Source organism: Vibrio mediterranei, assembly GCF_900088415.1.
GTDB lineage: Bacteria > Pseudomonadota > Gammaproteobacteria > Enterobacterales > Vibrionaceae > Vibrio > Vibrio mediterranei.
Genome location: NZ_FLLQ01000001.1, coordinates 994110 through 1017668, shown reverse-complemented (window position 1 = coordinate 1017668; position 23559 = coordinate 994110). Strand labels below are relative to the sequence as shown.

Below are 23559 nucleotides of genomic sequence, written 5' to 3'. Positions count from 1 at the left end.
AAAGGTTTATTTCCATGCGCTACCGAATTGAATATAGGTTGTCCACTCTTCAGGTCCTTTTGCGACGTCGATACCCATACGCAAACCAAGCTGACGGGCAAGCAAGTATCGAAAACCGGCACCTTGGGTATAATATACTTTGCTTCTAGAGATGCTTTCATCATGATTGAATGCAGTACCTGCACCAGCAAATCCAAGAATCGTCCAGCGATTATCAATGTCATAGCTCAGTTCGATTTCACCCAAGGCCGTATTGTCGCCACGATAACGCATGGCTGCTATGCCTCTCATTTCAATAAATGGTTTGGCGTACACTTCTGCTCGTGGGTCAACGTTGTCCGAAATAGATTTTACATCTGCGCGCAGGCCTAGCCCCCATTGTGATGAAAGTCTCGAGTAGTTGAGGAAATAAGCATTGTATTTTTGGTAGTCAAATTGACCCCCGAAGGCTTTTCTATGGTAATCCAGTTTGATACCCGCTTTAGTCCCTTCTCTTGGGGAAAACTGGTTGTTGCGACTATCGTACATCGCTCGAATGCCCACTCGTCCATCTCTAGAGTTTAATGCTAGCTCATTCAATTGGTCGAAGGTCGATGTCGAAGACATATAGCTGTAAGCGCCACCAAGGAAGAAGTTTGACTCTCCTAATCGAAAATCAATCTCCTGAAAGAAATACAATCCTTTTAAACTTAGATCGAGAGGGGTATCTTGTTCGTACATTTTCAAGTTGAACTGTGCGCCAAACAAACCGCCAAGATAACGGATTTTGTCGTTACGCCAGTTGCCAGAATGAAAACCACCATAAAGATGGGAGCCGTTGCTTGTTCCAAGCGCCATCAACCCGGAAGCACTGGCTGGAATATCTTCAACTTTTTCACCGGCCAAGCGTTTCGCTTTACGTTCGTCTGATTCGTGGAAGAAAAGCAACGCTGCACCACCACCGACGCCAACTGCTGGGTCAGTGACTGTAAGGGGAACTGGCAAAAAACCAGCGGCGTTATCCAAGATAAATTGGCTGCCATCCAGTCTGCCGTCCGTAGGGTCGATAAAACTGTCCATCATTCCCGCACTGGTGTTTTTTGAAATGAAAACAAGTGGTAGTGACAGTAAAGCGAATAGGTGGGTTCTATTAGGTATTTGCATGTTTTGCTACTTAGTTAGGCCTATTAGGTGAAAGTTGACTCCCTATTTTTCCTTTATTCTATAAAGGATTCTGGTCTTCCTAAGTCAGATTTGTGTAGTTTAACGATGAATGAGTAAATACTCCAACTGCCATCTATTCGAATGCTTTATGAGTCTTAGTTGGACATTAGAAGGTTTACTCTAGTGGCCTTGAGACTGTGCTCTAATTGAATCAATAAATTCTAGTGGGCTGAGTAGAGCAAGAAAGGAAGCAAAAGATACAAAGTAGTGATAATTATCACAGCAAACAGTGCATAAAAAGTGAATCAGACATCGAAAAATCCTATATAAAATAGGCTCAAAATGCGGTAATGTCCGCGTGTTATTCCTAACAAATAAAAAGCGTCCAATGATTAATAAGTTCTTAAGCTTGTCCGACACAGCGAAGGGGATTAGCGCGTCGATTTTAGCCTCATGCTTGTTTGGCTTATTGCCTCTTTATGTTCAATTTCAGCCCGAGTTAGAAGCATTTAATGTTGCGGGAGGCGAAGGGCATTGGATCGCGGCACAGCGTATTATCTGGAGTGTGCTTGTTGTGCTCTTGTTTCTTACACTGAGCCGAAGAATTGGTATGCTTTTTAGCGCGCTAAAGCAAGTCAACCGCTGGCATCGGTATTTGTTCTCTGCGTTACTCGTTGGACCGCAATACTGGATTTTTGTTTGGGCACCTCTATATGGGGAGACCTTGTCAGTCGCCTTAGGCTACTTCTCTCTACCTTTAGTGCTGGTGGTGGTTGGGCGATTTGTTTATGGCGATAGACTGACACCGCTACAAACTCTGGCTTGCTGTGTGGCTGGTGCCGGGGTGATATACGCTTATATGATGGCTGAAGGGTTATCGTGGATAGTGCTTTTGATTGCGCTTGGTTATCCAGTTTATTTCGTCCATAGAAGGACTTTGGGTGTCAAAAGCGATGTTGGTTTTGCGCTCGATAATTTATTCCTGTTGCCATTTGCGTTAGGGGCCACACTCTATCTTCAACCGTGGAGTTATATCCAGCAATTGGATGCATCGGTTTGGATTTACTATGTTGGCTTGGCGGTAGCTGGCTCAGTTCCTATGTTGCTCTTTTTGTTTGCGTCACAGTCTTTATCTATGTCGCTCTTTGGCTTGTTAGGGTATGTTGAACCTGTTTTAGTATTCTGTGTAGGACTACTGTTAGGGGAGCGTGTGGCTGCGAGTGATATGCCGACGTATTTATTGGTGATGGTTGCTTTACTAATATTAGCCATAGATGGATTAAAACGCGCCCGTTCTCACGGCGCCGTGAAATAATCAGTTTACCAAGTATTAGCATAGAGAATTGATGATGTTAGAAAAGATTTGGTCAGAATATCAATCAGGCTTGCGAAACTTCTTGAGAAGTAAGATTTCCAACGAATCGGATGCGGAAGATGTGCTGCAGGAAATTTTGATAAAAACCTATCAGAATCTCGACAAGCTACAGAACCCAGACAGCATCAAATCTTGGCTATTCCAAATCGCTAATCGTTCCGTAATCGATTTTTATCGAGCAAATGGTAAAGCTTCTTTGGCAGAGGGAGAAACCTTGTGGTACGAAAGCTCAGAAGAAGATGCCAAGCAACAACTCGCGAGTTGTATTCAGCCACTGATGAGCTCATTGTCTGATTCTTCGGCCGAGCTTTTACAGTCGATAGATATCGAGGGTAAGTCGCAGAAAGAAGTTGCTGAGCATCTAGGTGTTAGTTACTCAACACTGAAGTCGCGAGTGCAAAAAAGTCGTACAGAATTGAAAGCTGTTTATGAGCAATGTTGCCGTTTCTCCTTCGACTCGCGAGGTGCTGTCATGGATTACGAAGCGAAAAAATCGAAATGTGATAAGTGTTAAGCGTTCAGTCTTGGTTGAATTCTGTGCAGTGCTGGTTATGGGGCACTGCACACTACCTTAATCGCGAGATGTTACATTACCGAGCTAAAACTTCCCAAGGGCACTTCTAAAGTGTTTTCACCGACTCTGATCGGGCTTCCAATCATTTCGTCATACGCATTATCTTGTCTTAGAACGACTTCCTTTGCCTCAATGTTATGGCACAATCTGCGCATATCAACAATGTTGTGACTGCGTATCAGCCGCCCATCTTCTTCTGTAATGTAGTGTTCGTCACCATCAATAATCACCGATGCTTGATAAAGCGACATTTCAAGTGAGTGTATGACCAACTTATCAAACTGAACAAACTGTTCTAAAGCGCTTAATTTTGTGTTCATGCTAACTCCTCCTTGCTAGACAAATTTCTTACGATGCTAGTCGTCAAATTGTTCAAATAATGTTCGTTCAGGCTTTGGGTCCAGGAGGTTGAGAAGGCGTTTGTTAACGGTTTTGAGTTCGGTTTACAATGTAAATGCAAGGCATAGCTGAGGTGCTATGCCTATTACATTTAGGGATTGTGACTACTTCAATTTAACTACCAAGCCGCTTGGAATATTTCCGCGATTTCTTGTTTAGTTGCCTGACGAGGATTGGTTAAACAGCAAACATCATTCAGTGTACTTTCTGATAGTTTATCAATATCACCTTGGTTAACACCTAATTCTGCTAACGTCGCAGGAATGTTTACCTTTCTTGCAAGCTCATTCATCGCTTCAATTGCCAGCTGAGAAGCTTCTTCTGTTGTTAATCCATGAACCTCTTTGCCCATTGCTTGCGCAATATCGACGAATTTTTCAGGGTTAGCCGTGAGATTAAAACGTTGTACATGAGGAAGGAGTACAGCATTACAAATGCCATGTGGAAGGTGATAAGTTGCGCCTAACTGATGAGCCATCGCATGTACGTAGCCAAGAAGCGCGTTGTTAAATGCCATACCTGCCATAAACTGAGCGTAAGCCATTTGCTCCCGAGCTTCGAGGTTACTTCCGTTGCTGACACACGTTGGCAAATGTTTAGTAATTAGCTCAATTGCTCTTAATGCAACCGTGTCTGTGATCGGGTTCGCGGCAACTGAGACATAAGCTTCAATAGCATGAGTAAGTGCATCCATGCCTGTTGCAGCAGTCAGTGAGCTCGGCATGGCAAGCATTAACTGAGGGTCGTTGACTGAAATCAATGGGGTTACCTTTTGGTCAACGATCGCCATTTTGATTTGTCTGCTTTCGTCCGTGATGACGCTGAACATCGTCATCTCAGAAGCGGTGCCAGCTGTGGTATTAATCGCAACTAAGGGGAAGGGTGATTTACTCGCTTTGTTGATCCCTTCATAGTCGGTGATTTTGCCGCCATTAGTTGCGACTAAGGCGATACCTTTTGCACAGTCATGAGGTGAGCCACCACCAACAGAGATAATAAGATCACAATCATTGTCTACTAACGTAGAGAGACCTTGTTCTACATTGTCGATGGAAGGGTTAGGCTGTGTTCCATCGTAAATAGCAAAAGACATGCTTTTGGCGGCAAGTTGCTCAGTAATCGTTGCCACGAGGCCAATTTGAGTTAAAACGGCATCCGTCACTATCAGCGCTTTGCTAAAGCCTTGTTGGTGAATGGTATCTACGGCTTGAGATAAACAACCATTGCCTAATAAATTGGTAGAGGGAAGGATAATAGAACTGCTCATTTGAATGCTCCTTGCTATTCGCCATGATGTATATGATAGCGAGAAGCTAACATGGGCAAGAGCAAGTTCTTATGATGTAAATCAATGGGTTAGTATGAGATAAATTTAGTATAAATTATGTACTAACCCTTTTAAAACAATTGGTTAAGCGGTTTTTGTGGGGTGGTCTATTACTATTTGTGGTATTGAGCTCCCTGAACTATTAGTAATACGAATGGTTAAATGTGACCGAGTTCACCAAGTGTTACTTTAGATAATGCACGATCAGCTTCGAGAGTGTGGGCAATTAACTTTCGTGCGTCATCAAGTTCAAAGCCTTGATCTAATGATCGATCTGCTTCTTTTGTGACCATTTTTAGGAGCTCGATAGAGGAAGAAATATCGTCAATTGACCCTTTTAGCTCGCTCAGTATCTGAAGACTAAAAAGTTGCTCTGTGAGCTTTTTAATCGCAGATTCAAGATCATAGGCGTCCTCTCTCAAATACATTGTAGTTTTGTATTTTTCTAGTCGCCGAAGTGTGTCGATTAAGCACTCTTGAAGAGTTAACTGATCCATAGTCATTCCTCAATCAGGGTCGTATTCTCCTAGCTTGGGATATAATTACCTAATATCGAACTTTATAAGTACTTTTGTGACCAGTTTCCGATTTTCTAAGGTATCAAGCCTTTCATTTTGGTCAGTCCCCATGCGCCCGTGGTAACGATATCCTGGATCTTTCCTTCGATGATCATGGTTTCAAACTCTTTGATCGTGAAGGCTTGAGTGATGAGATCTTCTTCTTCACTATCAAGGCGTTGTTGCTTTTGAGTCAGTTCAGTGGCGAAGTAAATGTGGCAAGTTTGATTGAGGAAACCGTACGCGATGAGTTGCTTGCCTACATATGTCATATTTTGAGCTTCAAGTCCGGTTTCTTCTAATAACTCACCCTTGGCGAGATCCAGATGATCGGCGTCGGGATTAGACTCCCAGGCCCCCTGAGGAAGCTCCCAAAAGCGATCGCCCACCGAATATCGGAACTGTTGAACTAAGTGAATGTTCTGACCGTCAAGAGCAATAATAACCGCGCAATCTGGTTTATCTACTACGCCATAGATTCCTTCTTTGCCACTGGGTCGCTCTATTCTATCTTCGCGAACGGTCATCCAATTGTTCTTATAAACGACTTTTGAATCTAGTGTTTTTATGGTCATGCAATTCTGGCCCTTAAATTGTTCTAGGAGAGATAAATCACATTACTTCGAACTCTTATAATTTCAATAAGAAAAAACGAGAATTCAAAGAATTAGATCCTATTCTTATAGAAAATCATACTGTTAATGGATGACCAAATGAAACACTGGCTGATAGTATTCTTGAGTTATTGTGTCGCCATGACTTCTTGGGCAGAGAGTGCTTTTCCATTAGCACCCCCGGATACCAGTACGCCAAAAGCAACTTATGAAAGCTATCTTAAGCGAGTGACTGAGGCGAATTTGGCTCTGGGAGAAGTATATGGCGATATTGCTAATGTAAGTGTGGAGCAAAAGCAGAATATCTTCGCGCTGTTCGATAAAGCCTCACAAACTTTCGATCTTTCTGCCATTTCCGATCTCAATCGTCATAGAGTTGCGATGGAATCGGTAATGTTAATGAAAGAGGTTCTGGATCGTATCCCAAGCTTTGACCCGGCAATGATACCCGATTCTCAAGACGTTCAAAGTTGGACGATTCCGAACACCAATATACAAATAGTAAAACAAGAGTCTGGTAATTATCTGTTCTCAAGACAGACGGTAGCGAATCTTCATTATTATTACTCGTTAGTGAAACACTTACCTTCGAAGTTGGAATCCACGCCTGATTATTATCAATATTATTCATTGAGTGCAGGACGATTGATTCCGCCAACGTGGTTTTCACTCATTGACTCGTTACCTCCCTCGATGATGTCTGAGATCGCCGATCAAGCTGTATGGCAATGGGTTGCGTTCCTATTATTAACAGCTCTTCTTACAGGTTACGCGTATTTGGTCTATCGACAGGTGCACCATGCGCTGTTGAAGCCCTCTTTGATGGCATTAGGATTGTTTGGCTATACATGGATTGCTGATTATCAGCTCAATCTAACTGGTGGTCTGATGAACCTTCTTAATGTGGCAGGGGAGTTATTGTTCTGGCCTTTGATTGCACAAGTCGCATACATCGTCGCATCTTCAAGTTGTAAAGTGTTATTCGCAGGCAATGGCCAGGTTAGCGGCTTGAAAAAGAGTTTGAGTCAAATCACGGGAACCATTGTTGGGACCTTATGTGGGGTGGCCATTCTTGGGTTCGGTTTACATCGCTTGGGTGTTCCAGTTTATGGGATTGTTACCGGGCTAAGTCTAGGTGGTATGGCAATTGCTCTGGCGATAAAACCTACAATGGAAAACCTGATAGGCGGGGTCATTCTATTTATGGACAAGTCTTTGTCTGTTGGCGACTTTTGTAAAGTAGGTAGTGTTTCTGGAGTAGTTGAGCAAATTGGTGTTCGTTCTACATTGATTCGCGCTAAAGACCGAACGCAAGTCACTATCGCTAACGGCGATCTAGTGAAAATGCAAATCATCAATTTCAGCCGCAGGGACCGTTATCCACTTTTGCTGACTCTCAATCTTCGCTATGAAACTCCAATGGAAACGATGGTGAGCTTGACCCGCGATATTCGTTCAATGTTGGAAGCGCATGAGTTGATTTTGGCATCACCACTCAGAGTACACTTTTCTTCGTTCAGCGATTACAGTCTGGATATTGATGTATTCGCCCACATTGATACCCAAGAGCGGGAAGCGTTCTTGACCATCCAGCAAGAGTTATTGATGAAGATAAATCAGATAGTCACTGAGCATGAAGCCAAATTTGCTTTGCCTTCGAATACCACGTATTTAAAATCCGACTTCCAGCTTAACAATCCCAATCAGCTCAAAGTCGCGGGCGATAGAGACTGAATTCTTCGCTGATTATTCAATAGGGGCGATTCTCCGTCCCTTGCTTACATAATTTGTCCTTCAAATTGTTAATCAGCGCTAGCACCCTAGCGCTGATTTTGTTACAACAGTGCCAGAAAATTACCAACCTTAATTGATACAAAAAGGACATGAACGTGGCACAACCTATTCAGTTTGAAAAGTTCGTCGATCTAGATTTTGATTTGGCGGAATGTCCACGCTGGGACTGGCGTAATGAGTCTTGGATGTGGGTCAACATCTGTGACGGAGAGCTCTGGCGTCAAAAAGATGGTGTGAACGAAAAACTTGAGTTTGGCGAACCTATTGGTTGTTTCGCTATGCATGGTGAGCAAGGGTTCATCGTAGCGCTTAAGTCAGGTATGTATCACATTAGCAATTGGGGTGCAGAAAAAACGTCTTTGGCACCGTTAGTCTCTGAGTTTCCACGCATGCGTTACAACGATGGTCGCACTGCACCTGGCGGACGCTTTATAGCAGGTACGCGCAATGGCGCCAAGGTTGGTGACCAAGGGCAATTCCATCAGTTACATCTTGATGGCACGATTGAAGCGCTACCAATGTTCGCTTGGACATGTAATGGCCTAGCGTTTTCACCAGATGGTCAATGGTTGTACTGGGCAGATACAGGTTCAAGTAAAGTGTATAAGCACAGCTACAACGCTGAAACAGGTCAATATGGTGAGCAACTAGTGCATTGTGACCTTACTGAACACAATGGTCGTCCTGATGGTGCAAGTGTAGATGCTGAAGGGAACTATTGGGTCGCTATGTATGCAGGTCAATCTGTGGTTAAAATCTCACCTGATGGCGACGTTATTGACGTGATTGCTGTGCCATCAGAAAACCCTACAATGGTCGGTTTTGGTGGTGAAGAGTTAACGGATCTTATTGTGACTTCTGCAGAAGGCAGTAATGAGAAAGGCAAGCTTCTGATTGCTAAAAACGTAGCACAAGGCCTAAAAGAAACACTAGCAGCAGTGGCGGTATAAGCTCGCTACGGCGCGTACCCAATGTAGTCATAGCGGTGCATCTGAGTGCACCGCTGTCAACAACTCATCGACATCTGCTGTTGGCGATACACAGCTCGATTCATGTCACTTAAGTCATCTTCTGTAATATACTTTTTGGCGACCACGTTGCCAGACACCACCAGGTGAGAAATGTAATCTCGGCAACTCGTTGTGGGCATATTGCTCCACATAAAGTCTGCTTTGGTGGTATCGCTAAAGCCGATATTGAGCACGATAAACCGCTGCTTATTCCTCATATCGTATACGTTGATCTCACACTGTTGCATACTGCACCCCCCTTGTTTTGCCCACCGCTATTCAAGGCTAACCTACTATTCTCAGTAAGGAATGCTTTTGAACATCGTGTTATTCAAAATCTCATCATTGCAACATATTCTAAATTTTGTTTAACAGTTAAGTTACACGCTACGCGTACGGTAAACTTTGAAGCAGTTCAAAGAGTTAATTTTCGAAAGGTTGGGATTCGTATTTCTGGAAGGTTGATCAAAAAAATCCACCACTAATGTAATGATTTTGTTAATAAAAACAAGAGTGCAGAGTGCACCCTTGTCAATTTAGAGCTGAGTTACTTTAGAATGAGGCGGGCGTTATGTGGTTGTATAGGACGTGCATTATTCCCCATAGTATCAGATAAGTTTTCCAGAGGTGCTTGTTCAATAAATTGTGGGTCAGTTAAGACAATCCAACGTACTCCTTCGCTGCATGGTGGGGTGGTTAGTGAACCGTTGTAACGATAATAGCTATGAACTCTTGGAAGCAGGGATTTAAGTTTTACATCGGATTCCACTTTTATCGACTGGCCATTTGCTGGCAGTGTATTCAGAAGAGCCGATAGGGCGGAGTCTTCTCGTTTTCCTATGTCGTACATAACGGCAACAACCGCGAGTTCACCATTGTCATTGGCGTGGACGAAATGCGCTTCAAGTGGGGCGTGTTTACCGTTAATGGTATTCTCAGAGGGCGTATGAAAGTGGAACTGTTTTAACGTGAACGTTTGTTGGTCCAGTTTCAAGGTGTTGCTACCAGTGACATTGATTTGAATGGTATGCCCATTATTAACAACGTTGCCAATGCTACCTGAATAGTCAAACTCAAGTGGCGTCATCTCTGCTGCGGTAAGCGATTGTGTTTCTATATCGATGGGGCTTTGATTTTTACCTTGGCTGCATGTGCTACTGAATGAGCCCCAGTGTGCGGGGCCGTTATCCGCGCCGTAACCCCAACTTTGCGCGACTACCGCTTGAGAGAATGGCAGTAGTGACGTGAGAGTTAGAGCGAGTGTTATCTTATTTTTCATCTGATGATTATCCTTGTCTGACGTAGAGAGTGTGAATACTCTGGCGCTAGAATAATGGATAATTTTAAAATGCAATTATTTGCATATTTAGTTTGCGATTCTGCTCCAATCTTAACCAAAAAGACTATGTCTTGAGCTGTCGAAATGTAAGTAAAATCATCAAACCAGCAAGCAAGATGCTAAACCCTATTGGAGCAGCGTCTAAGTAGGCGCTCAATGACATGATAAGGCCTGCCAATCCAAACCCAATAGTGTGTCCTGTTGCAATAAGCCCACTGATCTGTCCCTGATTTTCACTATGATGTTGCATTGCTTTTGCTGTGTAGGCTGGAGCCATTACTGCATTACCTGAAGAAAGAACGATGATAGCAATTAGGTACGTGGTAATGCTAGGTACCAGAAACAGTCCGTAGCCAATGAGTGTGAGAGTGGCACCCAGAGTCAGCATCTGATTGACTGAGAACAACTTTTTCTTTACGACAAATAGCTGCGTCAATAACGTTGCCACTGCACTGGTTGTCAGCAAATAGCCAACCCAATCTGACCATTGTTCGGGTGTTAACTCAGGTATGCTTTGCAGCAACGGCGTTAACGAGTAATGCAATACACCAACGGCTGCACAGAGACAAAGCCCAATGGTGATATAGTTCTTAATGCTGCCGAGAAGCGCGCGACTTTTTATCTTCTTGGGGCTTACTGTCGACGGTATAGAAGGTTGCAATAGACATAGTGTCACCAGGAATAGCGCGGAGGAACCGACGAAAGCGAAAGGAAGTAACGGATTTAACTTTACTAAGGCGACGGATAACAATGGTCCACCAATTCGGCCAACGCTAAGTGCGGCGCTGACAGAGGTAATCGCACTCAACCGATTTTCTTTCCCAACAGTTTGTATTGCCCAGTGTTGACTGGCCGGAACTAATCCTGACACCGTCAAACCATAGATTATTCTCAATGTACCCAATAACAAAATACTTGTCGTCGTTGAAATCCAGCTCTGTTCTAGGGCATGGATGATCAAAGCAAAACCGATAAAGGTAACAGCAAGACCTAGCAATCCGATAGAGACCACTTTCCTAGGTCCGGATTTATCGCTCTGCTTTCCCCAGAATGGAGCGCTAGGTAGAAATAGAACACTTCCAATGGCAATTAGTATCGACCATGTGCCTAAGTCAATATCTGTAGTCAATACTAGTATCGGTAGGGAGACAAGTAGCGCATTTTGTCCGAAACCGATCAGCGAAGCGAATGTGCCAATTAGCCATAGAGTGCGGGTCGGACGTTGTTGCGCTTGAATGGTACGAGTATCGAGCATAGCAATGAGATTTTATAGAGTGGTGACAGAACACTCTAAAGTAATTACAATGCGCATACAAATCTTTCTCATTTGCAATTATATTAATTGCTTTAATAATAAGATGCTCAATTTATTATGTTTTCATTAAAGCAAGCAAGCTTCCAAATAGGCTCACTTGAAATCTTAGTCCCTTTTGATTTGGACTTTGTCGCAGGGGAAGTCACATCACTGTTAGGTCACAATGGTAGTGGCAAATCAAGCTTGATTAAAATGCTTAGCCGCCAGAATCAAACTGCATCAGGAAAGGTGACCTTAGAAGGCAAAATCATTGATGATTACTCACCAAAAGAGTTTGCTAAGAAAGTGGCTTACCTTCCTCAACATCCACCTATCACCGATGGTGTGACAGTTCGTGAACTAGTGATGTTTGGCCGTTATCCGTGGAAAGGAGTGTTAGGCCGATATACCGCTGAAGATTATCAGCTTGTCGAAGATGCAATTAAACGTGTTGGCTTGCAGCCGTTCGCTGAGCGTTTTGTGAGTACGTTATCCGGTGGTGAGAGGCAGCGTGCTTGGGTTGCTATGCTATTGGCTCAACAAAGCGAATGTATCTTGCTTGATGAACCAACTTCCGCACTCGATGTTACCCATCAATATGAGTTACTGAAACTGATTCGAGAATTAAACCAGAGCCTAGGTTTGACGGTGATTATGGTAATCCATGACGTCAATATGGCTGCGAGGTTTAGTGATCGTCTGGTGGCTCTTAAACGAGGACGAATTGTTGTTGATGGCTCGCCAGAAGCGGTGATGAATGAAACATCACTATCAGAAATCTACGGGATGCCTCTCTCTACCTTTACTGATCCACAAACTCAGAACGTCATCAGCTACGTTCGTTAACCCAATCAAGGAAAGCTCACTGTGTTAAACCGAACTCAATCAAAATTCATCATTACTACGCTCATGGCATTTATGCTGAGTGTGGTGTCAACGTTGTCCATGGCAAAAACAGTTCAGCATGAATTGGGAACCGTGACATTCGAGCAAACTCCGAAGCGTGTCGTGGTGCTAGATTGGGCATTAGCTGAGTCGGTGCTAGCGCTTGGTGTGCAGCCGATTGCTGCGGCTGACGTCAAAGGCTATCAAGATTGGGTAGGGTCGCCGGCATTACCCTCAGACACGATCGATGTCGGTTCACGCCGTGAACCAAACTTAGAACTTATCGCTAGCTTAAAACCTGACCTTATTCTGATGAGCGGTCATTTAGCGCCTGCTTATGAAAAACTGAATGCTATTGCTCCAACCATTGCGATGAGTATATACAACGACAAGCAACAACCTTACGAGAATGCTAAATCATTAGTGACTATGTTGGGAGAGGTATTTAATAAACAAGAACAAGCCAAGTCGGTGATTGCACAGACAGAGAAAAAGCTGGCAGATAATGGTGCTAAGGTCGCGCAGTTGAACAACGGTAAACCATTCCTAATGGTGCGCTTTATTGGCGATAAACATGTTCGAGTCCACAGTACAGGTTCTCTGATGAATGACACTATCTCGGCTATGTCGCTTAAAAATAGCTGGAATGGTCCAACTAACAGTTGGGGGTTTTCTTCTGCAAGTGTTGAACAGCTTGCCAAGTATCAAGACAGTAACGTACTTATTTTTGGTCCGCTTACCCAGCAAGAGCAAACGCAACTTAACGCGTCTCCATTGTGGGGAGCCATGGCATTTTCACGAGAACATCGCGTGAAGATTATTCCTAAAGTTTGGACATTTGGCAGTTTGATAGCGATGCAGAGACTCAGTGATGAAGTCGTCAATCAAGTCTCAACACTTGGTCATTAACAGGTTTGCAGATGCAGTTAACAGCAACACAGCGCACTTCCTATAACATTAAAGCTCTTGTTTTAGTGCTCCTTGGATTAGTGGCGTTGACCTGGCTAGTAGATAACGCGCTACCCTACCAATTATCGGCGACAGAGTGGCAGACCTACTTTTTTCATCGAGATGATAGTGACTACCGTCAACTGATCCTCCATTTTACCTTTTTCCCTCGCTTATCGATGGCGCTGCTATGTGGCGCCGCGTTGGCGATTGCGGGATGCTTAATGCAGCATCTTTTGCAAAATCCGTTGGCCTCTCCAACAACACTTGGCGTGGCTGCTGGAGCAGAACTTGGCATGACGACCAGTCTGCTGTTTGGTATCGCTGGTGGCAGTATTATTCAGTACTCCTTTGCTTTTGGTGGCGGTATGGTTGCCGCCGCGTTAGTGTTCTTGTTGACCGCTAAAAAAGGGTTCGCTCCTTTGCAAATGGTGCTGGCTGGTATGGTGGTGACTTTGTTTTTGGGGGCGACCAACATGATGTTGGTTATGCTTAATGAGCAGCAGCTAACTAGTCTGTTTGTATGGGGAGCTGGCGCGCTCGCCCAGCAAGGTTGGGACAATAGCATCACCATTTTAACTGTGTTGAGTGTGATTCTAGTGGTGGTCATGGCAATGCTACGGCCGCTTTCTGCCTTAGAACTAGGTAGTGAAGTTGCTGAGTCGGCTGGCGTGAATGTCGCTAGAGTTCGAGCCATCGGCCTGACGCTCGCGGTTATCGTGACATCGGTTGTTGTGGCGACAGTGGGAGTGATTGGCTTTGTCGGTCTTGTCGCTCCCACTATTGCAAAAATGCTTGGTGCTAGACGGTTCGTGCATCGAGTGTTTGTTAGCGGTGGTGTTGGCGCATTACTGCTGTTAACCGCTGATCTGATCATTCAACCATTCTCAGGTGTCTCAAGTGAACTATTGCCAACCGGTGCCATGACGGCGTTGTTTGGGGCGCCATGCCTTCTTTGGTTGCTGACTAAACACAAATTTGCTTCCAGTTTTAAGGCAGAAGAAGTTGCCAGCAAAGTTTACAATCCAAAACCTTTTGTTCTAGTTTCTTTGATTCTTGCTGCGATATTACTCACGATAGCAAGCTGTGCGCTGTTCTTGGGGCGAACTCATTTAGGTTGGAGTGTTACAGCGGACCTTAATATTCTCAACCTTCGTCTTCCTCGTGTTTTAGGCGCAATATTTGCGGGCTGTGGACTGGCTTTAGCGGGGACCATGGTACAGCGAATCACAGTTAACCCAATGGCGAGTCCAGAGGTAATGGGTATTAGCTCTGGTGCAGCATTGGCTTTGGTACTTTGCGCGTGGTTTGGCTTCACACCAACAAGAGGCGAACAAATCCTTTATGGAGGAGTGGGTGCGGCACTAGTGATGATGGTGATCTTGCAGTTTAGTAAACGCTCGAACTATGCTCCATCGCAGTTACTTCTCACGGGTATTGCTGTGAGCGCGGCGCTAGATGCTATCCTTCGAGTGGCGTTGTCATCTGGTCAAGATAATGTACAAGCACTATTAACATGGTTGTCGGGCTCAACTTATTTGGCGAGTTACAGTGATGTGTCGGCATTGGCTATTGGCGTTGTGGTATTGGGAGGCGGGACGTTTATCGCGAGTCGTTGGTTGGATATTCTAAATCTAGGGCAGGTATCTGCTGTCTCGGTTGGAGTGAATACCAAGCGTACCCGATTGTTCTTGCTAGTGATGGCGTCTCTGCTGACGGCTCTGTCGACACTGGTCATTGGTCCCCTCAGTTTTGTCGGACTGCTTGCCCCTCACATCGCTCGTGCATTAGGCCAGTATAAAGCGAAGAACCAACTTATCGTTGCTTGTTTTGTAGGGGCGATATTGATGGTATCTGCTGACTGGCTTGGTCGAACTCTTTGGTTTCCATGGCAATTTCCTGCGGGTTTAATGGCTTCTGTTGTTGGTGGTGGTTACTTCCTCCTTCTACTACGAAAGGCTTAAAAATACGCAGTAAAATGTGACTAGTATCATAAAAATGGCACATTTTAGTGCCATTTTTCATTTCTGCTTTCTGATGATTCTATCATCCTGTTCCACGTCATTTCCCCGATTTTATCTGCACACTTGTTTCTTTTCACGTTCGTCCCTTGTTGGGTGATGGCTATTTCTCTGTTTGATGCTATTTCGGTAAAGATTCAATATATTGATGTTGATTGTGATAATCATTAGCATTCGCATCTGATTGTCAGGGTTACGGAAGAGGTAAGAAAAATGACAACCCATCATGCCCATTTTACTGATGTGGCGGCGAACTGTTTTTGGAATGGACTGTATCGTGAGTCTGCTCTAGTTGAGATTGTGAGTAAGGAAGCTACCAAGTACCTTTGCGCTCCAATTCGAGACGGCAAGTTAATTATTGTTGAGGTATTGAGTGAGTCTAGCACCGGTATTAACCGTTATTCACCATCAATTGAGCTGCGCAATTCACGTGGTGATTACGCAGAGACATTAAGCTTCCAGCAGGCCTGTGAACTCATCATTGCCAATGACGACATTGTTGGTAGCATCGACGCTACGCAGCGCAAGCAATTCCTTGGAGCTGTATCGGAAAGTCATCGCAATACCTGGGTGGCACTTGAGCAGTATGGTCAAAGTCTAGGGGATCAGCAAACATCGTTTGAGGAATCTGAGCAGAGTTTGTATGTCGGGCATTCGTTGCACCCAGCGCCGAAAAGTCGCTCCAATCTTAGCCTTGAAATCAGTAAACAATTATCTCCAGAGTTAAAAGCCAATTTTGCTTTACGTTGGTTTGCAGTGCGCAATGAGTATGTATTTGGTGGTTCGGCAACGGGTAGTGATTGGCGAGAGTATGTTAAGCAGCTTCAGGTGAGCGAAACGACATTACCTGACACCGCCAAACCGTATTTAAATAGTACCGGTTGGCAGGTTCTCCCGATGCATCCTTGGCAAGCGACACAGCTATTAGCGCTGCCTCAAGTTCAGGAACTGACAAACTCAGGAAAGCTAATTGATCTTGGATTCGGACACTCTACATGGTTTGCAACGTCATCCACTCGCGCTATTTATAATCCGACTGCACCATTTATGCTCAAGTTCTCGCTGAGTGTGAAATTGACCAATTCGATTCGCTTGTTATCTGAGAAGGAAGTGAAGAGAGGGACGGCACTTGCAGATATTTGCCAATCACTCTCTGAAGATGCGAGGAAATATTTTGCCAATGGATTGTCTATCATCCACGAGCCCAGTTACTTTGGTTTAAAGGACAACAAGGGTGAGGTTATCGATGAATCATTGGCGACCGTGCGCGACAACCCGTTTGTGGTTGATGACCAACAGCCGATGAAATCTCATGGCGTGCTTGCGACCCTTTGCCAGCAGACTCCTTACAAGCAAAGCGGCTATGCATTGTCCAACGAACTTCTCATGTTGGCGCACCGAAATCAAGCAGATGCCGAAACACTGGCAACGCAATGGTTTGAAGCGTTTTGTGACAATGTTGTAGTACCGATTTTCGAGTTGCAAAGCCAGTTAGGCATTGTGCTACTCGCTCATCAACAGAATATCGTTGTAGAGCTAGACCAAGGTATGCCAACCAAAGGTTACTTTAGAGACTGCCAAGGTGTCGGGTTTACCAAACTCGCTTTTGAACACTTCCCACAACTGGGGAGCCCTGAGACGACAGAGAACTATTGGGATAGAGCAAAAGTAAACCGCTATTTCCCCTACTATCTGATTTTGAATTCATGTTACGGCGTCATAGCAAGCTTATCGCCATTAGTTGAAGAAGCGATTCTATTTGACCTGTTGAAGCAGCGTTTAACTCAACTATACCAATCTGCCCCAGCCGATACAGACTGCCTGCATTATGTGCTCAACTCTGACTCCTTGTGCTGCAAAGGCAACTTCTATTGTTACCTCCAGGGTTTCAACGAGAACTCTATTCCCGATCCTTCGGTTATCTATTTTGAACTTCCTAACTATTTATCACGTTGATTAAAGGATTACGTCGTGAATACAGAACAACTTGTGCGTGATGTTGAGACGCAGTTTACTCATCACCCCAACTTAGGGGCAGTTTCGCTAACAGAACAAGAATGCCAGCTTTTAGGTTTTCCTATGCAGTGGTTAGATAAAACGGGAATTGATAGAGCTTGTTTCTTCCAAATTAACCACACCGGCCTTTGCCATCAGCCTTCTGATCGTTTTCCTTATAGTAAGCAGCAAGACGACTCTACGAGAGGCTATTTGGCTGCACGTCCACCTAAGCCCGAAGGTGAAGTTTACCGTCGATTTGATGTGGCCTTAGAGAAAGTCATATCGTTTCGAACGTTTGATTTCGACAAAGATCTAGCTCGCTTTACCCAATGGATGAACAACCCTCGAGTCGCTGAATTCTGGGAGCAAGCTTGGACGGAAGACAAGCTCAAAGAGTTTGTTGAAAACCGATTCTCTGATGGTTTTACTTTGCCCTTGATTGGCGAAATTGACGGCCAACCATTTGGCTATTTTGAAGTGTATTGGGCCGCCCAAGATAGGTTAGCGCCTTATTATGATTTTCAGGAGTTTGATCGAGGAATCCATCTGCTTGTTGGTGACGAAAATTATCGAGGCAAGCAGTACTTCGATGCATGGTTGCGTGCCTTGTGCCATTACGTTTTCTTAGACGATGTTCGAACGCAACGTATTGTCATGGAACCTAGGTTCGACAATGTGAAGCTGTTCAAACGTCTTGCGAGCAGTGCGTTCGAAAAGCAGTTTGAGTTCAACTTTCCACACAAACGTTCGGCATTAATGATGATGAAACGAGAATTGTTTTTCAATCTCGCTTGGTCGATGGATAGTGAGAGGGCATAAGGTATGGACGCTAGTCAGGCTATTTCTCGGTATTGGTCGCACGCCAATCGGAATTTGGTGGCAAAAATCATCAGTGAGTTTCACTACGAGGGGGCGTTTGAGATAGGCGAGACCTCAGATTCAAACCTCTGTGCCGCTCGTATCGGCAATGCGCAGTATCATTTTCAGGGGCGTAAGCAGATATGGGGCAGCTATCGCATTGATGCCGACTCATTAGTGCGTGTTTGTGAAGAGCAAAATAAGACCGCTGTCGAGGCAAACTTACTATTGGCTGACCTCAAGCTTCATCTCTCAATGAGTGATCATCGAGTCGCTGAGCACGTCGAAGATATGAACGCCACGCTGTATTCCGATTGCTTGATGATGGCTGAGAATGCAAAGCGAACTGCGAGTGACATGTGTTCGATGAGCCTAATTGAACAGCAGGCGGCGATTGCAGGGCACCCTAAGTTCGCCTTCAACAAAGGAAGAAGAGGCTGGGGTGTGTGTGATTTAGAACATTACGCACCGGAATTTAGTGGTCACTTCCAGCTCGTTTGGTTGGCGATTCGTCGCACTAGTTTACAAGTTGGTATTGCCAACAATTTAAACTGGAATCACGATCTTGTAGCAAGCATGCTATCTCCATCTGAAATGGTTCTATTTGAGAACAAACTTGCTGCCGATTCGCTGGCTCCAGAAGACTATCTGTTGATACCTGTTCACCCATGGCAATGGGAGAATAAGTTGGCGATGGCCTACATTAAAGAGATAAGTGATAAGACACTGGTTTATCTTGGCGGAGCTGGTAAGCAGGTCTCGCCGCAGTTATCCATTCGCACTTTGAGTGTCATTGATGATTCGAGCGGTATTCCAGCGTTTGATATCAAACTTCCTCTTACTATTATGAATACCTCGTGTTACCGAGGCATTCCAAGTCGATATATCCAAGCGGGACCTTATGCTTCGAGCTGGATAAAACAGAAATGCGAAACAGATGCTGAACTGCAACAGCTAGGCACTCAAGCGTTGGAAGAGCCAGCAAGTGCGTATTTAGCGTCCACTGCCTATTCGCAGTTACAAGACGCTCCCTATCGATTTCACGAGTTACTCGGCGTTATTTGGCGAGAGTCGGCGGAGAGTAAACTAGAGCAAGGTGAACACGCCTATCTGATGGCATTGCTGTTTGAGATGGACAGTCATGGTCAACCTATGGTGTTAGAACTGATCAAGCAGTCTGGTCTGACGGCGACACTATGGCTAGAAAAACTGTTTGCTGCGGTTGTGATTCCTTATTATCACTTGCTGGTGAAGTATGGAATATCGCTCATCGCTCATGGGCAAAACGTCACAGTAGTCTGTCGTGACGGCATTCCTGAGCGAATTCTATTAAAAGATTTTCAAGGTGATATGCGATTAGTTCAAACGGACATTCCTGAGCTAGATGCACTGCCAGATATCGTCAAGCAAGTCACTACACGTCTACCGGAAGAGCTGATTATTCATGATCTGCAAACCGGTCATTTCGTTACAGTGCTTAGATTTTTATCTCCGCTGCTTGAGAAAATTGAGGTGACAGAGCTGGAGTTTTACTCCGTATTAGCGAGAACCATCCGACAATATCAAGCCCGACATCCAGAGCTTGCTTCACGTTATGAAGCACTGAACCTATTCAAACCACAGATCCTAAAACTGGGCCTCAATCTGTCTAAATTCAGGCACGACACCGATAACAGCAGCGACCGTATGCTTCCGGATATGGATCTTTATATGGACAACCCACTTTATTTTTCAGAGCGATAAGGACGACTACTATGGCAAATTCAAAGCAACACGAAATATACGATCTTGTAGGGATAGGCGCAGGTCCTTTCAATTTGAGCATTGCTGCGCTGTCTAATGAAGTTAATACACTAAAAACCGTATTCTTAGAGGCACGAAGTGAGTTTTCATGGCATCCGGGGTTATTACTGGATGGTGCTAATATGCAAACTCATTTCTTAAAAGATCTTGTTAGCGCTGTCTGTCCGACGAGTGAATATTCATTCTTAAATTACCTCGTCTCTAATAAAAAGTATTATCGTTTTTTGAGTACGGAACAGAGCTGTATTAGTCGACAAGAGTTTTCTGATTACCTTTCTTGGGCAAGTAAAAATATGCCTAACGTTGTGTTTGATAGTGCGGTACAGAATATTGAGAAGCACGATGGCCTATATCATATTCACACTAAAGATTCGGTTTATCGTGCCCGACATATTTGTCTTGGAACGGGCAAAACGCCGTATTTCCCCGAATGCACCAAGCCTTCTCTAGGTGCCAATGTATTTCATGCTGCCGAAATTGGTCTGCGAGAGCGGAACTTAACAGGAAGAAGAGTCACCATTATTGGAGGAGGGCAGTCTGGTGCTGATATATTCCTAAATGTTTTAAGGGAGAAATGGGGTAAACCAAGTCATTTAAACTGGGTGACAAGAAGAGCGAACTATCAACCTTTAGATGAAGCTGCCTTTACCAATGAATACTTTACCCCGGAATACGTTGATACGTTTATTGGATTAAACGACAAGGTAAAACAACGTGAAATCGCCCATCAAAAACTTACTTCTGACGGTGTTACTCAGAAATGCCTATTGGAGATATATCAAGAGTTATATCAACGATTTGACGTTATGAAAGAAGAGCGTTGGATAGAGCTTCTCCCGCATCGCACTCTGACGGCACTGGAAGAAACATCACAAGGGCTGAAGCTCAACTACGCTAACGCCATCACTGAAACAGACGAAGAAGACAATGCCGACGTAGTCATTCTAGCAACGGGGTATCAAGGGCAATTACCTTCCTGTGCTAAAGCACTTGAAAGTAGCTTTAAGCGTGACCAAAACAGACAGATTCGACTCAATGGAGCATTTTCTATTGAACTGAGTGATAGTGATGAAATAGGTAATGTATTTGTGGTGAATGCAGGTTTACATTCACACGGAATTGCTGAGCCGCAATTAAGTTTGGCAGCATGGCGTGCGGCGAAAATAATAAATCAAGTTGCAGGCCAAGTAGCTTTTGATATCGAGGCTGTTAATGGTCTTATGAATTGGGGAAACATTAAGATGGAACGTTGTGAAGAAAGGGCATTAAAAGAATTAGCTACTTCTTAAATAACAAAAACATCAACTATATAACTGGGTTATTAACGACTAATTATTGCAAAACGTGACAAATTAATAATAGAAATGGTAATAATTATCATTTATCATTCGTTTCGCTTGTGGAGCGGACGTGCTACACCAAAAGCGCTGCCGATAATTAGAGTTAATAACCAAAAATGTAAAAGAGTCATAAAATGAAAATCAGCTCAAGGAAGTTCCCCCTTAACGCCATTTTGGCGACCATGATAGTGTCAGGTGTTTCAGCTTCAGCAGTGGCGGAAACTGAATCGTCAAATACCGCTACGAATACCGATGAAAAAATGGTGGTGGTAGCGAGCCGCACTCCAAAAAGTATTAGTGAAATTCCAGGTACGGTTTGGTATGTGGGTGCAGAGGAAATTGAAGAACAATATCGCGCAGGTAAGAGTTTGGATGAAATTCTTGCGGCAACTGTGCCCTCACTAGATGTAAGTAGTGGTGGTCGAACGCACTCTGGTCAAAACCTACGTGGTCGAAGCATCATGGTAATGATTGATGGTGTGTCACTGCAGTCAGTTCGTTCTATTAGTCGTCAGTTAGACTCCATTGACCCGTTTAATATTGAACGTATTGAAGTGCTATCAGGTGCGACGTCGGTATATGGCGCTGGTTCGAGTGGTGGTGTCATTAATATTGTGACGAAAAAAGCACAAAGCGACGATCTTCAATTTGAATCATTTGTCGGGGGTACATCAGGCTTTAACTCTAGTGAAGACGGTGATTATAAGCTCGCTCAGTCTGTTTCTGGCGGTAGCGACAAAGTGCGTGGTCGTGCATCGGTTGCTTACACCAAGACTCAAGCTTACTACGATGCGAATGGTAAAATGGTGACGCCTGATATCACTCAAGGCTCGACTCAGTTCAACGAGACAGTCGACTTATTGGGTAATATGCAAATTAGCCTTACTGATACTCAAGACCTTAACCTATTAGCTCAGTACTACAATAGTCAACAAGATTCGCCTTACGGTTTGTACTTTGAACAGGACAACAATGGTGTCTATAAGTTTGTTGATGTTCGCAAAGGCTATGAGGCTGATCGTCAGCAAGGCACTGAGCGTTATATGCTAAGTGCACAATACACCAATCAAAGCTTCCTGAATCATTTGCTCATTGCTGAGCTATCGTATCGTAAGGAAGATCATACGTTCTCACCATACACCCAAGATGGTGGAACATCACTTAAGTTAAGTTCATCTAACCAAAATACCGATATCTTCGCGCTAAAAACGGCGTTAAGTAAATCGTTTGATAAGCTGCAATTAACTTATGGTGTTGATGGATTTATTGACCGATTCTCAAGCGATCAGGCACTTTATAACCAAACCATCACGGAAAATACCGGTGGCTTGGTTAACAAGATTGATTCTATTCAAGGACGTTATCCAGGGATTGATACTTATGCCTTAGCGGGTTTTGTTCAAGCTGAATACGCACTGACCACTGACTGGATGCTCCAAGGTGGCTATCGTTATCAGTACATGAACACCAAAGTAGATGACTTTAAGAAAAATGCCAGTACAGCGCTCGTTCCGGGTGGTGAAACGGACTACTCTGCGAATTTATTCAACTTGGGCACTATTTACCATCTTGATCAAACCTCGCAAGTTTGGGCTAACTTCTCTCAGGGCTTTGATCTAGCAAACCCAGCGAAGTACTACGGCAAAGATCCTTCGGTCAATGTTAACGATACTAAACTAGATGGTATTCGTACCAATAGCTACGAAGTGGGTTATCGTAGCGATTGGGATAAAGTGTCACTGCAAACGGCGGCATACTACTCATACTCTGATGGTTCGGTTGAATACTCGGCTGATCAAAGTATTAAAGGTATATCCAATCCAATCCGCATTTACGGTGCGGAAGCTCAATTAACGTACTGGGCGACCAACAATCTTCAATTAGGTGCAACAGGCCACTATGTGGTTTCTGAAGAGAAAGCAGACACTGGTTGGGAAGCGTACAAGGCGATGGAAGCCAGTGTTCCAAAAGCAAGTGCTTGGTTAGGCTGGTATGAAGACAACTACAACGTGAAGCTGCAAAGTCTATCATCGTTTGACTACAAGGATGCGGATGATCGTAAACTTGAAGGTTATACCGTTGTTGACCTAATGGGTAGCTACAAGCTGCCAGTGGGTAGCCTTGGCTTTGGTATTAAAAACCTATTCAATGCTGACTACCAAACCACTTGGAGCCAGCGTGCAACATACTGGTATAGCGGTACTCCAGCACTATATGACTACAAAGGTCGCGGACGTACGTTTACTTTGAACTATCAAGTGAAGTACTAATTGTTGTGAT

Annotated in this window: 20 protein-coding genes; 12 read left to right on the top strand and 8 right to left on the bottom strand. The window is 44.2% G+C overall.

The features are described 5' to 3' along the window. Nucleotides 1-6: 6 nt before the first annotated feature. Complete coding sequence (locus tag VME0621_RS04555) at nt 7-1143, bottom strand: BamA/TamA family outer membrane protein (RefSeq protein WP_006070362.1); 1137 nt, start codon at nt 1141-1143, stop codon at nt 7-9. Nucleotides 1144-1531: 388 nt separating this feature from the next. Between VME0621_RS04555 and rarD the strand changes: the two genes are divergently transcribed. Continuing rightward, a complete protein-coding gene (gene rarD, locus VME0621_RS04550; RefSeq protein ID WP_006070363.1) occupies nt 1532-2458 on the top strand; it encodes an EamA family transporter RarD in 927 nt (308 codons plus the stop codon). Nucleotides 2459-2492: 34 nt separating this feature from the next. Further along, nucleotides 2493-3032: an RNA polymerase sigma factor SigZ gene (gene sigZ, locus VME0621_RS04545; protein ID WP_082795474.1), complete on the top strand. Its 540-nt coding sequence runs from the start codon at nt 2493-2495 to the stop codon at nt 3030-3032. Between the two features lie 71 nt (nt 3033-3103). Here the strand turns inward: sigZ and VME0621_RS04540 are convergent, their stop codons facing one another. The 4 genes from VME0621_RS04540 to VME0621_RS04525 form a co-directional block, all read right to left on the bottom strand. Beyond that, complete coding sequence (locus VME0621_RS04540) at nt 3104-3412, bottom strand: DUF6482 family protein (protein WP_062456128.1); 309 nt, start codon at nt 3410-3412, stop codon at nt 3104-3106. Between the two features lie 197 nt (nt 3413-3609). Beyond that, nucleotides 3610-4758: an iron-containing alcohol dehydrogenase gene (locus VME0621_RS04535; protein ID WP_062456125.1), complete on the bottom strand. Its 1149-nt coding sequence runs from the start codon at nt 4756-4758 to the stop codon at nt 3610-3612. A gap of 218 nt (nt 4759-4976) precedes the next feature. Next, complete coding sequence (locus VME0621_RS04530; RefSeq protein WP_062456122.1) at nt 4977-5315, bottom strand: hypothetical protein; 339 nt, start codon at nt 5313-5315, stop codon at nt 4977-4979. A 95-nt stretch (nt 5316-5410) separates the two neighbouring features. Then, the gene (locus VME0621_RS04525) at nt 5411-5950 is read right to left on the bottom strand and encodes an NUDIX domain-containing protein (RefSeq protein WP_006070368.1); all 540 of its coding nucleotides are present in this window, start codon (nt 5948-5950) and stop codon (nt 5411-5413) included. 138 nt (nt 5951-6088) lie between these two features. Between VME0621_RS04525 and VME0621_RS04520 the strand changes: the two genes are divergently transcribed. Then, nucleotides 6089-7723 (top strand): mechanosensitive ion channel family protein, encoded by a 1635-nt coding sequence (locus VME0621_RS04520; RefSeq protein WP_062456554.1) that lies wholly within the window; start codon nt 6089-6091, stop codon nt 7721-7723. A 155-nt stretch (nt 7724-7878) separates the two neighbouring features. Beyond that, on the top strand, nt 7879-8733 hold the full coding sequence (locus tag VME0621_RS04515; protein WP_082795460.1) for an SMP-30/gluconolactonase/LRE family protein: 855 nt from the start codon (nt 7879-7881) through the stop codon (nt 8731-8733). Between the two features lie 56 nt (nt 8734-8789). Here VME0621_RS04515 and VME0621_RS04510 read toward each other — a convergent pair whose 3' ends face one another. The 3 genes from VME0621_RS04510 to VME0621_RS04500 all read right to left on the bottom strand — a co-directional run bounded on the left by VME0621_RS04510 (nt 8790) and on the right by VME0621_RS04500 (nt 11387). Further along, complete coding sequence (locus tag VME0621_RS04510; RefSeq protein ID WP_062456117.1) at nt 8790-9041, bottom strand: hypothetical protein; 252 nt, start codon at nt 9039-9041, stop codon at nt 8790-8792. 299 nt (nt 9042-9340) lie between these two features. Then, nucleotides 9341-10072 carry a carbonic anhydrase gene (locus VME0621_RS04505; RefSeq protein ID WP_062456115.1) on the bottom strand — a complete coding sequence of 244 codons (732 nt, stop codon included), beginning with the start codon at nt 10070-10072 and terminating at the stop codon, nt 9341-9343. Nucleotides 10073-10196: 124 nt separating this feature from the next. Beyond that, complete coding sequence (locus VME0621_RS04500; RefSeq protein ID WP_062456112.1) at nt 10197-11387, bottom strand: MFS transporter; 1191 nt, start codon at nt 11385-11387, stop codon at nt 10197-10199. A 117-nt stretch (nt 11388-11504) separates the two neighbouring features. Here VME0621_RS04500 and VME0621_RS04495 point away from each other — a divergent pair, with 117 nt between their 5' ends. The 8 genes from VME0621_RS04495 (at nt 11505) to VME0621_RS04460 (ending at nt 23549) form a co-directional block, all read left to right on the top strand. Then, nucleotides 11505-12272, top strand: coding sequence for an ABC transporter ATP-binding protein (locus VME0621_RS04495; RefSeq protein ID WP_062456110.1), 768 nt, complete (start codon nt 11505-11507; stop codon nt 12270-12272). A 21-nt stretch (nt 12273-12293) separates the two neighbouring features. Continuing rightward, nucleotides 12294-13220, top strand: coding sequence for an ABC transporter substrate-binding protein (locus VME0621_RS04490; RefSeq protein WP_099046304.1), 927 nt, complete (start codon nt 12294-12296; stop codon nt 13218-13220). Between the two features lie 11 nt (nt 13221-13231). Further along, nucleotides 13232-15223: a Fe(3+)-hydroxamate ABC transporter permease FhuB gene (gene fhuB / locus VME0621_RS04485; protein WP_062456106.1), complete on the top strand. Its 1992-nt coding sequence runs from the start codon at nt 13232-13234 to the stop codon at nt 15221-15223. A 270-nt stretch (nt 15224-15493) separates the two neighbouring features. Further along, entirely contained in the window at nt 15494-17236 is a 1743-nt protein-coding gene (locus VME0621_RS04480) for an IucA/IucC family protein (protein ID WP_062456103.1), read from the top strand. 15 nt (nt 17237-17251) lie between these two features. After that, nucleotides 17252-18097: a GNAT family N-acetyltransferase gene (locus tag VME0621_RS04475; protein ID WP_062456102.1), complete on the top strand. Its 846-nt coding sequence runs from the start codon at nt 17252-17254 to the stop codon at nt 18095-18097. A 3-nt stretch (nt 18098-18100) separates the two neighbouring features. Then, entirely contained in the window at nt 18101-19879 is a 1779-nt protein-coding gene (locus VME0621_RS04470) for an IucA/IucC family protein (RefSeq protein ID WP_062456099.1), read from the top strand. An 11-nt stretch (nt 19880-19890) separates the two neighbouring features. Continuing rightward, on the top strand, nt 19891-21228 hold the full coding sequence (locus VME0621_RS04465) for a lysine N(6)-hydroxylase/L-ornithine N(5)-oxygenase family protein (protein ID WP_062456097.1): 1338 nt from the start codon (nt 19891-19893) through the stop codon (nt 21226-21228). A 185-nt stretch (nt 21229-21413) separates the two neighbouring features. Beyond that, nucleotides 21414-23549 carry a TonB-dependent receptor gene (locus tag VME0621_RS04460; RefSeq protein WP_062456094.1) on the top strand — a complete coding sequence of 712 codons (2136 nt, stop codon included), beginning with the start codon at nt 21414-21416 and terminating at the stop codon, nt 23547-23549. The last annotated feature ends 10 nt before the right edge of the window (nt 23550-23559 follow it).

What these genes read in the sequence shown, in the direction of transcription:
- VME0621_RS04555 (WP_006070362.1), bottom strand. Translation starts at nt 1,143, where the DNA reads ATGCAAATACCTAATAGAACCCACCTATTCGCTTTACTGTCACTACCA.
- rarD (WP_006070363.1), top strand. Translation starts at nt 1,532, where the DNA reads ATGATTAATAAGTTCTTAAGCTTGTCCGACACAGCGAAGGGGATTAGC.
- sigZ (WP_082795474.1), top strand. Translation starts at nt 2,493, where the DNA reads ATGTTAGAAAAGATTTGGTCAGAATATCAATCAGGCTTGCGAAACTTC.
- VME0621_RS04540 (WP_062456128.1), bottom strand. Translation starts at nt 3,412, where the DNA reads ATGAACACAAAATTAAGCGCTTTAGAACAGTTTGTTCAGTTTGATAAG.
- VME0621_RS04535 (WP_062456125.1), bottom strand. Translation starts at nt 4,758, where the DNA reads ATGAGCAGTTCTATTATCCTTCCCTCTACCAATTTATTAGGCAATGGT.
- VME0621_RS04530 (WP_062456122.1), bottom strand. Translation starts at nt 5,315, where the DNA reads ATGGATCAGTTAACTCTTCAAGAGTGCTTAATCGACACACTTCGGCGA.
- VME0621_RS04525 (WP_006070368.1), bottom strand. Translation starts at nt 5,950, where the DNA reads ATGACCATAAAAACACTAGATTCAAAAGTCGTTTATAAGAACAATTGG.
- VME0621_RS04520 (WP_062456554.1), top strand. Translation starts at nt 6,089, where the DNA reads ATGAAACACTGGCTGATAGTATTCTTGAGTTATTGTGTCGCCATGACT.
- VME0621_RS04510 (WP_062456117.1), bottom strand. Translation starts at nt 9,041, where the DNA reads ATGCAACAGTGTGAGATCAACGTATACGATATGAGGAATAAGCAGCGG.
- VME0621_RS04505 (WP_062456115.1), bottom strand. Translation starts at nt 10,072, where the DNA reads ATGAAAAATAAGATAACACTCGCTCTAACTCTCACGTCACTACTGCCA.
- VME0621_RS04500 (WP_062456112.1), bottom strand. Translation starts at nt 11,387, where the DNA reads ATGCTCGATACTCGTACCATTCAAGCGCAACAACGTCCGACCCGCACT.
- VME0621_RS04495 (WP_062456110.1), top strand. Translation starts at nt 11,505, where the DNA reads ATGTTTTCATTAAAGCAAGCAAGCTTCCAAATAGGCTCACTTGAAATC.
- fhuB (WP_062456106.1), top strand. Translation starts at nt 13,232, where the DNA reads ATGCAGTTAACAGCAACACAGCGCACTTCCTATAACATTAAAGCTCTT.
- VME0621_RS04480 (WP_062456103.1), top strand. Translation starts at nt 15,494, where the DNA reads ATGACAACCCATCATGCCCATTTTACTGATGTGGCGGCGAACTGTTTT.
- VME0621_RS04470 (WP_062456099.1), top strand. Translation starts at nt 18,101, where the DNA reads ATGGACGCTAGTCAGGCTATTTCTCGGTATTGGTCGCACGCCAATCGG.
- VME0621_RS04465 (WP_062456097.1), top strand. Translation starts at nt 19,891, where the DNA reads ATGGCAAATTCAAAGCAACACGAAATATACGATCTTGTAGGGATAGGC.
- VME0621_RS04460 (WP_062456094.1), top strand. Translation starts at nt 21,414, where the DNA reads ATGAAAATCAGCTCAAGGAAGTTCCCCCTTAACGCCATTTTGGCGACC.